Origin of the sequence: Staphylococcus sp. FSL W8-0304, assembly GCF_038006565.1 — a bacterium.
GTDB classification, from domain to species: domain Bacteria; phylum Bacillota; class Bacilli; order Staphylococcales; family Staphylococcaceae; genus Staphylococcus; species Staphylococcus epidermidis.
Window position 1 is genome coordinate 515,080 of sequence record NZ_JBBOVL010000001.1, and the last position, 12,573, is coordinate 527,652.

At 32.4% G+C, this 12,573-nt stretch carries 10 protein-coding genes; 5 read left to right on the forward strand and 5 right to left on the reverse strand.

Going from position 1 to position 12,573, the window contains the following annotated elements; translation table 11 throughout:
• Position 1 precedes the first annotated feature (1 nt).
• Together NST35_RS02195 and NST35_RS02200 are read left to right on the forward strand one after the other, a co-directional pair.
• Entirely contained in the window at positions 2 to 2,860 is a 2,859-nt protein-coding gene (locus tag NST35_RS02195; protein WP_002458178.1) for a DUF3427 domain-containing protein, read from the forward strand.
• A 151-nt stretch (positions 2,861 to 3,011) separates the two neighbouring features.
• On the forward strand, positions 3,012 to 3,203 hold the full coding sequence (locus NST35_RS02200; protein WP_001831457.1) for a hypothetical protein: 192 nt from the start codon (positions 3,012 to 3,014) through the stop codon (positions 3,201 to 3,203).
• A 282-nt stretch (positions 3,204 to 3,485) separates the two neighbouring features.
• Here the strand turns inward: NST35_RS02200 and NST35_RS02205 are convergent, their stop codons facing one another.
• On the reverse strand, positions 3,486 to 3,785 hold the full coding sequence (locus NST35_RS02205) for a DUF1413 domain-containing protein (RefSeq protein ID WP_002458177.1): 300 nt from the start codon (positions 3,783 to 3,785) through the stop codon (positions 3,486 to 3,488).
• Positions 3,786 to 3,998: 213 nt separating this feature from the next.
• On the opposite strand from NST35_RS02205, the gene NST35_RS02210 reads away from it, so the two are divergent.
• Positions 3,999 to 4,691 carry an SDR family oxidoreductase gene (locus tag NST35_RS02210; RefSeq protein WP_340747244.1) on the forward strand — a complete coding sequence of 231 codons (693 nt, stop codon included), beginning with the start codon at positions 3,999 to 4,001 and terminating at the stop codon, positions 4,689 to 4,691.
• 88 nt (positions 4,692 to 4,779) lie between these two features.
• Complete coding sequence (locus tag NST35_RS02215; protein ID WP_080034539.1) at positions 4,780 to 6,036, forward strand: acetylornithine deacetylase; 1,257 nt, start codon at positions 4,780 to 4,782, stop codon at positions 6,034 to 6,036.
• A gap of 166 nt (positions 6,037 to 6,202) precedes the next feature.
• On the opposite strand, the gene NST35_RS02220 is transcribed toward NST35_RS02215, so the two are convergent.
• Both NST35_RS02220 and ppx read right to left on the reverse strand, forming a co-directional pair.
• Positions 6,203 to 8,368 (reverse strand): RNA degradosome polyphosphate kinase, encoded by a 2,166-nt coding sequence (locus NST35_RS02220; protein WP_002458174.1) that lies wholly within the window; start codon positions 8,366 to 8,368, stop codon positions 6,203 to 6,205.
• A 62-nt stretch (positions 8,369 to 8,430) separates the two neighbouring features.
• On the reverse strand, positions 8,431 to 9,963 hold the full coding sequence (gene ppx / locus NST35_RS02225; RefSeq protein WP_002458173.1) for an exopolyphosphatase: 1,533 nt from the start codon (positions 9,961 to 9,963) through the stop codon (positions 8,431 to 8,433).
• Positions 9,964 to 10,279: 316 nt separating this feature from the next.
• Between ppx and NST35_RS02230 the strand changes: the two genes are divergently transcribed.
• Positions 10,280 to 11,098 (forward strand): SDR family oxidoreductase, encoded by an 819-nt coding sequence (locus NST35_RS02230; protein WP_002447148.1) that lies wholly within the window; start codon positions 10,280 to 10,282, stop codon positions 11,096 to 11,098.
• A gap of 191 nt (positions 11,099 to 11,289) precedes the next feature.
• On the opposite strand, the gene NST35_RS02235 is transcribed toward NST35_RS02230, so the two are convergent.
• The gene (locus NST35_RS02235; RefSeq protein WP_002447149.1) at positions 11,290 to 11,478 is read right to left on the reverse strand and encodes a hypothetical protein; all 189 of its coding nucleotides are present in this window, start codon (positions 11,476 to 11,478) and stop codon (positions 11,290 to 11,292) included.
• A 16-nt stretch (positions 11,479 to 11,494) separates the two neighbouring features.
• A complete protein-coding gene (locus tag NST35_RS02240) occupies positions 11,495 to 12,571 on the reverse strand; it encodes a M42 family metallopeptidase (protein ID WP_002458172.1) in 1,077 nt (358 codons plus the stop codon).
• Between the last annotated feature and the right edge of the window lie 2 nt (positions 12,572 to 12,573).

Consider the following 12,573-nt stretch of genomic DNA (forward strand, 5'->3'; position numbering starts at 1 on the left):
ATTGAGTAATTTGATACAAGATATTAAGCAATCTTTATATAAAGGGTTTATAGATAAAGATAGTTCCCATAAAGGTAATTTTGTTCCAAGATTACTAGTAAATAACAAAGAGGAAAATGTTCTTTCTACTATTATAGATCAGCTGCACAATTGCCAATCTTTTTGTATTTCGGTTGCATTTATAACAGAAAGTGGTTTGGCAAGTCTAAAATCACATTTTTATGATTTAAGTAAGAAAGGCGTAAAAGGAAGGATAATAACATCAAATTACTTAGGTTTTAATAGTCCGAAAATGTTTGAGGAATTATTAAAAATAGAGAATGTAGAGGTTAAATTAACAAACATTGAGGGGTTCCATGCTAAGGGATACATATTTGAACATCATAATCATACTTCCTTTATTATAGGGAGTTCGAATTTAACTTCTAATGCATTGAAATTGAATTATGAACATAATTTATTTTTATCTACTCATAAAAATGGAGATCTTGTTAACAATATTAAATATAAGTTTGATGAACTTTGGGATTCTAGCTTTTCTTTAACTGATGAATGGATAAAGGAATATAAACAGTCTTTTGAATATCAATCATTGCAAAAAGTATTTGATAACACTGCCGTTCAAAATTCAGATATTAAAAAGTTTAATGAATCAAAACTTATAAAACCCAATTTAATGCAAGAACACGCATTAAAGTCATTAGAGTCTTTGAGAAATGTGGGAGAAGAAAAGGGGTTAATTATTTCTGCGACAGGAACCGGAAAAACTATTTTATGCGCACTTGATGTAAGGGCTTATTCTCCAGATAAATTTCTATTTATTGTTCATAATGAAGGTATATTAAATAGAGCTATAGAAGAATTTAAGAAAGTATTTCCATATGAGGATGAAAGTGATTTTGGATTATTAACAGGAAAACGAAAAGATCATGATGCTAAATTCCTTTTTGCAACAATTCAAACACTTTCTAAAAAGGAAAATTATAAATTGTTTAACTCTAATCATTTTGACTATATCGTTTTTGACGAGGCGCATCGAACTGCTGCATCTAGTTATCAGAAAATATTTAATTATTTTAAACCTAACTTTTTGCTAGGAATGACTGCAACACCTGAAAGAACAGATGAATTAAATATTTTTGAATTATTTAATTACAATATTGCTTATGAAATTCGTTTACAAGAGGCTTTAGAGAGTAATATTTTATGTCCTTTTCATTATTTTGGAGTTACAGATTATATTCAAAATGAAATGAGTCAAGAAGATGCATTTAATCTAAAATATTTAGCATCTAATGAGCGTGTTGAACATATCATAAAAAAGACTAATTATTATGGTTATTCAGGTGACGTTTTAAAGGGATTAATATTTGTTAGTAGTAGGAAGGAGGCGTATCAATTAGCAAACCAATTAAGTAAACGTGGTATATCATCGGTTGGTTTGACAGGAAAAGATTCTATAGCTTATAGAACTGAAACAATTAAACAACTAAAAGAAGGATCTATTAATTATATAATTACTGTTGATTTGTTTAACGAAGGAATTGATATTCCTGAAATAAATCAAGTTGTAATGTTAAGACCTACCAAATCCAGTATTATATTTATTCAACAGCTTGGTAGAGGATTAAGGAAAAGTAATAATAAAGAATTCGTTACTGTTATAGATTTTATTGGCAATTATAAAACTAACTATATGATCCCAATAGCCTTATCTGGGAATAAATCTCAAAATAAGGATAATTATAGAAAATTCTTAACAGATACTACGGTTTTAAACGGTGTTTCAACAATAAATTTTGAAGAAGTAGCTAAAAATAAAATCTATAATTCGCTAGATTCTGTTAAATTAAATCAACCAAAACTAATTAAAGAAGCTTTTAACAATTTAAAAGACCGAATAGGTAAATTACCTTTACTTATGGACTTTATAAATAACGATTCGATAGATCCGAGTGTGATTTTCTCACGTTTTAAAAATTATTATGAGTTTTTAATAAAAAATAAAATTATTGAGAATGAATTAAGTATTAATGAATTTAAAAATTTAACATTTTTATCAAGACAATTAGCACCTGGACTTAAAAAAGTAGATATTGATGTATTGAAAGAAGTTATACAAAATGACGTAACTTATGAAAATTTAACAAAAAAAATGTTAAACATTAATAACGATATTTCTGAATATGATATTAACACTTCATTGAGTATTTTAGATTTTACTTTTTTCAAAAAGACTATAGGTAAAACTTATGGATTGCCTTTAATACAATATAAGGATAATCTTATTTGTCTAGGAAATGAATTTAAAGAGGCTTTAAATAAATCACTGTTTAACACATTTGTTCATGATTTAATTGATCTTGCTAATTATAATAATGATAAATATCAAAATAAGAAAAACAGTTTAATTCTATATAACAAATATTCTAGGGAAGATTTTGTTAAGTTATTAAACTGGGATAAAGATGAATCAGGAACAATTAATGGTTATCGTATGAAACATCGTACACTTCCTTTATTTATCACTTATGATAAACATGAGAATATCAGCGATAATACTAAGTATGACGATGAATTTTTGAGCCAAGACGAATTGAAATGGTACACGCGGTCTAATCGTAAATTAACTTCACCAGAAGTACAAAATATTTTAAAGCATGAAGAAAATAATACAGATATGTATATATTTGTGAAAAAAAGAGATGATGAAGGGAAATATTTCTACTATTTAGGTAAAGCCAAATATATTAAAGGAACTGAGAAGCAAGATTATATGCCTAATGGAAATAGCGTGGTTACTATGCATTTATCAATGAATACGTCCATTCGAGATGATATTTATAGATATATTACTTAATTACTTATACTAAAATTATTATTTATGAATTTTGACTATTAGTAAAAATAAGTGATACTTTTGTGAAATGTATCACAAAATACTTTTAATTTACATAAAATGATGTAGTATATGAAGTGTAAGGAAAGAGTAAATTATTGAGGTGATGACTATGAGAAATGCTATAGAAGAATTGATCTTCTCCGATGTAAGTAGTTATGACATCTATGTAAACACAGGCGTTAACCAAGGGTTGGTTGGAGACATCAAGGATGGTTATTTGACGATTGATTCTATCCCATATATTGATGCTGAAAGATTATACTATTATAGTTTAGAGCGCAAAGCCCTCGTTACAAGTTGATTTTTGACGAACTCCCACAATGTTGAACTCGCTTGCTCTCAAAGAGTAATTGAGGGCAAAATTGACACTCTATATACCCCTAAAATCTTAATTAATGTGTTAGAAGACCGTAACTTACTACCCCTGTGAGTTATGGTCTTCATTTTTAATCTTTGATTCAACGATGACTTTCATTTCTTTTAATGTGTCACATGGTCTCACACGAAATATCCTATGATCACATCGAATCTTTCATTTCCCAACATATTTTAATCATTACAATGCAAGCTGTCTTGATAATTATTAAACGTTTCGACCTCTAGGATTTCTAGAATGTTCAGCCTGTTTAAAGTTCTTTTTTACGGAATTGTAAGCATAAACAATATTAAATAACTTATTTTTAGCATCGTTTTCACTTGAAAATGGTATACGTATATCGTCTCGCTTGTTCACTTCGCATCTAAATGCTTTTTCTTGTTCCTGACGTTCTGCTAGCGATAATGCGCACCATTCTTCCTCTGAAAATAATTCTTCAAAACGAAATTCAAAAGCAGTACGATGATTATTTTCACTTAGTTTTAATACCCGTTCATAAAACGACATTACTGTTCCTCCTAAAATTTGACTTTTATTCTTTAGTTACTATGTTTACTTTATAATGAAAATGACTAAATATAAAATGATTTTTTATAATTAAATATATGTTTAATTCCTTTTATTTAAAGTTGATCTATAAATCACATTAATGTCCTATTTTCTAACAAAACGTTATGATAAAGATATTCAAAATAATTCTATGATAAGGAGTAGTGATGTATGACAAAATTAAAAGAGAAAGTTGCAGTCGTTACAGGTGCGAGTAGCGGTATAGGAGAGGCGATTGCCAAAAAGTTAAGTCAACAAGGTGCATCAATAGTTCTGGTTGGTCGTAACGAACAACACTTAAACGAAATAGCCCAGCAACTAAATAACCCAGCTAAAGTTGTTTCAGCGGATGTCACTGTAAAATCGAACATAGATGATATGTTAAAAGCTGTAATAGACCATTTCGGTCATATCGATATTGTTGTGAATAGCGCAGGTCAAAGTTTATCATCTAAAATTACAGACTATAATGTTGAGCAGTGGGATACTATGATAGATGTAAATATTAAAGGTACACTCCATGTTTTACAAGCAACATTGCCTTATTTGTTAAAACAATCTAGTGGGCATATCATCAATCTTGCATCAGTATCAGGATTTGAACCAACAAAGACGAATGCCGTTTATGGTGCGACAAAAGCAGCAATACATGCAATCACACAGTCTCTTGAAAAAGAATTAGCACGTACAGGTGTTAAAGTGACTAGTATTTCACCAGGAATGGTTGATACCCCTATGACGGAAGGGACTGATTTTGGGGAACGCAAAAAACTTGAAGCACAGAACATTGCTGATGCTGTAGTATATGCTTTAACACAACCTAGTCACGTTAATGTTAATGAAGTAACGATAAGACCTGTTTAAATGATGACATTTCTCTATTTAAAATAGCATTTTTGTTTCATGTTACACTTAAATTGTTACGTTTGAATTCAACCACTTTATACAAAGGATGGGATATCAATTGGATAAACGTCAATTTGAAATTTTAGATATGCTAGTTAAATTTAATACTGAAAGTCCACCTGGACGTAATACAGATCCATTGCAAGATGAAATCGAAACGTTACTTAAACAACTGGATTTTTCAATACAAAGAGAACAGTTATATGACAATGATAGTGTGATAGTAGCAACCTTAAAAGGACACAATCCTCAAGCGCCAAAACTGATATTGAATGGGCATGTTGATGTAGCTTCTGTAGATAATGATCAATATTGGCAGTATCCACCTTTTAAACTTACCAACAAAGATGAATGGCTATACGGTCGTGGCGTTAGCGATATGAAAGGTGGTATGTCTTCATTATTCTACGTCTTGGAACAATTACATCAAGAGGGTGTACGTCCAGAAGGTGATATTATTGTTCAATCAGTAGTCGGTGAAGAAGTAGGTGAAGCGGGAACTAAACGTGCGTGTGAAATAGGACCTAAAGGTGACTTAGCTCTTGTCTTAGATACGAGTGAGAATCAAGCACTTGGGCAAGGTGGTGTGATTACTGGATGGATTACAGTTAAAAGTAAGAATACAATACATGATGGTGCGCGTAGTCAAACGATACATGCTGGTGGGGGCTTGTTTGGTGCAAGTGCCATTGAAAAAATGACAAAGGTGATTCAATCGCTTAATGAACTTGAAAGACATTGGGCTGTCATGAAGAAGAGCCCTGGAATGCCGCCAGGTGCGAATACAATTAACCCAGCTGTCATAGAAGGTGGACGTCATCCTGCATTTATTGCAGATGAATGTCGATTATGGATTACTGTTCATTACTTACCGAACGAAAGTTATGAATCTGTAGTTGATGAAATAGAGGAATATTTAAATAAGGTTGCAGAAGCAGATGTATGGCTCAGAGAGAATCCACTTGAATTTGAATGGGGTGGTACATCCATGATTGAGGATAAAGGAGAAATCTTCCCAAGTTTCACTGTGCCGACACATCATCCAGGTTTTAAGCAATTAGAAAAAGCACATGAATATATTCATAATAAAAAGCTTGAACATGGTATGAGTACAACTGTAACTGATGGAGGTTGGACAGCACATTTTGGCATTCCCACAATACTATATGGCCCAGGTAGTTTAGAAGAAGCACATAGCGTAGATGAGAAAATAAAAGCAAAGGAATTAGCACAATATAGTGATGTTTTATATACATTTTTAAAAGAGTGGTATGCACACCCACAATCCTATAAATCATCATAGATAAAAAAGAGGTACATGAACGACTTTTATACTCTCAAAATGTTGAGTTAAAGTGATGTGTTCTGTACCTCTTAATTATTATAAAGAATAACAAGTTGAATAGTTATAAAAAGATATTTATTATTTTCGTGTTCATTTCATATAAAATACAATTGTCAAGGTGAGTTTATCTTTTAAATGTGTTTTTTAATTTTCGCATCCAACTACCACCACGTCTAGAATGAACGGGTTGTCCTGAAGGTTGTACCGATTGTTTTTTTAGTTCTTCTCCATACTTAATTGCTTCTTGCATCAAGTAAGATTGAGAGTTTAAAGGTGATGAATTGTTTTCGACGTAATGATAAACGCCCTGTGCATCTTGGTAACGACCTTTTTGGTTGTCAGATAATTGTAAATTCATATAATTAACTAATCGTTGTCCTATTGATTTATCTTCGACAGGGAATAATATTTCGACACGTTTAATCATATTACGTGTCATAACGTCTGCTGAAGATAAATAAATATGCGCCTCACCATTATTATGGAAATAGTAAATACGTGAATGTTCAAGCAAACGACCCACTATACTAACAACCTCTATATTTTCGCTAATACCCGGAATGCCTGGTTTGAGACAACAGATACCACGAATGATGAGTTGTATTTTAACGCCTGCTTGAGATGCTTCGAAGAGCTTTTCAATAATCGTTTTATCGGTTAAAGAGTTCATTTTCATCATAATTTTACCATTACCATGTTGTAAATGACTACGTATCTCTTTATCGATACGATCAATGAAAACGTCTCGAATATCGTATGGTGCTACAATCAATTTATTGTATTCTGGTTTTGTTGAGTAACCACTCAAGTAATTAAAGAAGTTAATTGCATCCTCAGCGATATCTTTATTTGTCGTGATGATACCCATATCTGTGTATAATTTAGCAGTTTTATCGTTATAGTTACCTGTACCTAAATGAACAAATGACGTCAGTTCATTATTGATGCGTTTAACGACTAACGCAATTTTACTGTGCGTTTTTAAATGTGTCATACCATAAATAACGTGACAGCCAGCATCTTCAAGCATACGTGCCCAATGTACGTTATTTTCTTCATCAAAGCGTGCTTTTAATTCTACGAGCACCGTTACTTGCTTGCCGTTTTCAGCAGCTTCTTTTAAGCTGTTAATAATCGGCGAATCCTTACTCACTCGATATAAGGTTTGTTTGATAGCGATTGTATTTGGATCATCTGCTGCTTGTCGAATAAAGTCAACTATTGGTTCAAAAGATTCATACGGATGGTGGAAGAATATATCTCTTTCTAATGATAATTGATAGATATTCTTGTTACCTAATGATCTAGGTGGTTGAGGGGTATATTTCTCATACGTTAAATATTTGAGCTTATGAGATAGATGATCAACCAATCCAAATAAGAATGTTAAATCCAGTGGCCCATCTAAATAATAAATATCATTATCTTCAATTTCTAATTGATCGATTAACCATTCTACATTCTCTTTTTCAGAAGTGCGACAATCTAATTCTAAACGTACAGCGGAACCACTCTTACGTTCTTTTAAGAAACGTTCAATTTCTATAAGCAAATCCTCAGCACCATCTTCATGAATGGTTAAATCTGCATTACGTGTTATTCGGAAAGTAAAAGTATTTAGTACTTCGTATCCTGTAAATAGATAATTGATGAAATACGTAATCACATCTTCGACCATGACAACGTATTGTTTTGTACCCTCATTTAAAGTTAAAAAGCGTGGAATTAATGAAGGAATTTGAACGATAGCTGAATTAATGGCATCTTCCGTATCGATATCAACAAAAATATTTAAACTTTTATTATTTAACTTTGGAAATGGATGATACGCATCAATACCTAATGGAGTCAGTGTCGGCAAGACACTTAACTTGAACTCTTGTTCTAATTTTTCTATCAATGCATCTGATAAGTCTTCAGGTTTTACCATCTCAATATCGTAATTGGCTAATTCTTTAATTAATTCGTTATAACGTTGATATTGAGTGTTCACATAGTCTGTATTTTTAATTTTAATAGCATCAAGTTGTTCTTGAGGCGTCATTTGTGCTTTGTTTTCAGGTTTGTCATATCCCATTTTGACTTGGTCTTTTAACCCAGCCACTCGAACCATAAAGAATTCATCTAAATTTGAACTGAAGATCGAAATAAAGTTAAGTTTTTCAAGCAACGGATTATTTTTATCATATGATTCCTGTAATACTCTGTAGTTAAAATCTAGCCAACTTAACTCCCTATTGTTGTAATACTGTGGTAAATTAATATCTTTTTCTCCCAATCGAGTTTGCATACTATACATACACCTCATTAATTAATCTTTATTATGCACCAATCTAAAATATCATAATAATTTTAAGATTTTGTAAATATAATAGAAACCTTACCTTTTAAAATTTTCTCAATATGCTTTTTCTGACGATTTGCTTGGTATTCTTCTGCAATAGGTGATCCTTTGTAATAAACTATTAAATCGTATTTGTCATCTTTCTTTGCTTTTAGTTTAACTTCCTCTACAAAACTAGTATGTGAGATATTCAAGGTGTTTGCAAATTTAATAATCCCCCCTAAAGCTTGTATTGTATCTATTTCTTTATTACTAAACCACTGTGTTTCTTTGCAATAAAATTTAAGTAAAGATTTGTTTTTAAAACTAGCTAACAAAGCTAATTTCACACGATCTTTATGTGAAAAGCCGTTAATCATTGAATTTGCGATTAAGTAATACGTATGTGGTGAACTTGAGTCTGAATCAATGAAACTACCTAGGTAATAGATGTAGGCACCTTCAATAAATAATTCTTTTTCTATTTCTGAAATATTAAGTGATCGTTCACTTAATATTTGATTCAATAAGGATTGCGCTAATTTCACACGACGATTAGCACTCGTTTCTTCAATATGATATTCGTTAGCTAAATGACGTAATGCATCTTTACGTACGTGACTTTTATTAAACTCATCAGGATATCGTTTGCTAATGTGGTTCATAATAAACCCTTCACGAATCCCTTTTCTTGAGAAGGTGAATTGTGTGGCGTCAATTTTTTTGAAAAGCGTTTTAAAGACGGAGATAGCCGGCAGAATAATATCGACGCGGTCGCGACTTAAACCGTCTAGATTTGTTAGTTCATCGCGAGAACTTTTACAGATTAAATCATAAACATTATTAATATCTTTCGAAGTCATCGTATAGTTATGAACGCCACCGATAGGGTATGCATGTGCTGATTGATGAATGCGTGCAACATTACGTGCAGAACCACCTACTCCTACAAGCGCAATATGTTGATTGGATAGCCAGTCTAGCTGACTAAATTGCTCACGTAAAAACTGTTCCATATTTTTAATGGCTGTTTTGTCATTATGTTCTTTATCACCAAAAAACTGACGCTTAAGTGATACCACGCCGAATGGAAAGCTGTGAGACTCTTTAAGTTGCTTATCTTTGAAAAGGGTAACTTCGGTAGAACCGCCACCGATATCGACAGAAATTCCATTTTCAATATCGGTAGTATGTGTAATCGCATAGTAACCGTAAAATGCTTCATCTTCTTCAGGTACAATTTGAATTTCGATATGAATATCTTGTTTAATTTCTTTAATGATGGCTTCACGATTTTTAGATTGACGAATAGCAGCTGTTGCGATGGGATATAATGCATCAACGTTAAATTTATCCGCAACTTTTCTAAAACTGCTTAATGTCTCTTTTAAAACATGAATACCTTCATCATTCATTTCATTGGACTTAGTGAGATATTGACTTAATCGTGCAGGTGTTTTTATATTCAGTATTTCATTGAGCCCAGTATTTTTATTATAGCCAAATATAACAAGTCGAATCGTGTTGGAACCAATGTCTATCAAACCAATTCTTTCTTCCATGTGTGCCTCCTATTATTCAAACAATGCGTTTAAAATAATCCTTATTTAATTTTATTGTACATGATATAGATAAATTGAAAAGAACTTACAGTTAATTTTTCTGAAATATTTAAGATGATTGATTAGTAATTATAATTTTTAAAAATATAATTTTAGTAAAAGGAATAGTATATAAGTGTATAGCTTAACTCAGCTATTCATTCTTCGTTCGTCTTATTCTTATCACTGTTTAAGTTGATTCACATCGTGGAAAAATTAAACTAACATGATACTTAATTGTATTAAGTATGTACAAGTGATAGGAGAGTGACTTTGGATGGAACGTTTAGAAAACAAAATCGCAGTGATTACTGGTGCGAGTACTGGTATTGGGAAAGCATCAGCCGTGGCGTTAGCAAAAGAAGGTGCACATGTGTTAGCGCTTGATATATCAGATCAATTAGAAGAAACTGTACAGTCTATTAATGATAATGGTGGGAAAGCAACTGCATATCGCGTAGATATTTCAGATGATAAACAAGTCAAACAATTCTCAGAAAAAATAGCACAAGACTTTGGACATGTAGATGTTATTTTTAATAATGCGGGTGTAGATAATGGCGCCGGACGTATTCATGAGTATCCAGTTGAAGTGTTTGATAAAATTATGGCTGTTGATATGAGAGGAACGTTTTTAGTAACTAAATTTTTATTACCTTTAATGATGAAACAAGGTGGTTCTATTATTAATACAGCTTCATTCTCTGGACAAGCTGCCGATTTATACCGTTCAGGGTATAATGCTGCAAAGGGCGGTGTCATTAATTTCACAAAATCTATCGCTATAGAATATGGACGTGAAAATATTCGTGCTAATGCCATAGCACCTGGAACAATCGAAACACCACTTGTTGATAATTTAGCAGGTACATCAGATGAAGAGGCCGGACAAACATTCCGAGAAAATCAAAAATGGGTAACACCATTAGGTCGACTAGGAACACCGGATGAAGTCGGGAAACTTGTAGCATTTTTAGCTTCTGATGATAGCTCATTTATAACTGGTGAAACTATTCGTATCGATGGTGGCGTGATGGCTTATACATGGCCTGGAGAAATGCTAAGTGATGAAAGTTGGAAAAACTCTACTAAATAAAATTATTGAAAATAAAGCATGCCTAAGACATCATTTCTTGTCTCAGGCATGTTTTAATATATTGTCGGGTAATCACAGAAATAAATTTTATTTTTATTAAAGCATTTTAACAAATTTAATTTTTGTTATTGAGATGTGGCAGTAAATTCTAATATGAATGTTAACTTAATTCATTTGTGCTCTGGTAATGATTATTCTGAGCAGATTTCACACAATTTATACTGTGCATCAGCCCAACTTGATAAGTGAGTATAACCTTTTAATTCTTTAGTATTGATTTTAATGGTAATGTTTTCATCATTATTGAGTGTCTTACCACATTTTGAACAAGTCATAGCTCCAAATATAGTCTTTTTAGCTTTATTACCAGTAGAAAACATGATATGCCTCCTTCATTTACCACATAAGTGCTTGATAACTGTCATCATTTAATGAGCGAACAATCTCAGTAATTAAGCGCACTGAATTTGTATAATCATCAATGTTGAGCACAGATACATTAGAGTGCATGTATCTTAATGGCACGCCGATTGTAATTGTTGGGATACCTTCATTGGCTACATGAATGCTACCTGCATCTGTACCACCACCAGGTGTTGTTGCCCACTGTACAGGAATATTATGATGCTCAGCAACGTCTTTAATATGTTTGCGCAAACCATCGTGAGCGATACTAGTGGCATCCATTAATATTGCTAACGGGCCATCACCCAACTTACCTTCATTTTTTTCACTCGTCATACCTGGAACATCGTATGCAACCCCGACGTCCACAGCGATTGCTAAATCAGGTTTAATCAAATTTGCTGCAACTTTAGCACCACGTAAACCTACTTCCTCTTGTACAGTTGCACCGGCATATAGATTGATATCTATGTTTTCATCTTTAAGTTGTTGAAGTACGTCAACAGCAAGTGCGCATCCATATCGATTATCGAACGCTTTAGCTGTTAAGTATTTATCATTGGCTAGCGATTCGAATTCGCTATAAGGTGTAATCATATTACCTAATTCAATTCCTGCTTCTTTCGCTTCTTCTTTACTACCTACACCAATATCGATATACATATTTTTAATATCAACAGGCTTTTTACGCTCTTCTGGTGAAAGGGCATGTGGCGGTTTAGAACCAATAATTCCACGTATCTCTTTACCACTTTCAGTTGTAATCGTCACTTTTTGAGATAACATGACTTGATTCCACCAGCCACCAATGGGCGTGAAATAAATGTATCCTTGTTCATCAATTTGTGTAACGATAAAGCCAATTTCATCTAAATGACCGGAAATCATTAAAGATTTAGTTCCATGAGTAGCATTCTTTTTACCAAAAATACCTCCTAATCGGTCTTCAACAATCTCATCGCTGACAGGTGTTAAATAATCTTTCATCAACGATTTAACTTGCATTTCATGTCCAGAAATGCCATTAACATCTGTTAAAGATTTAAGTAATGCTTTAGATTCTGGCATAG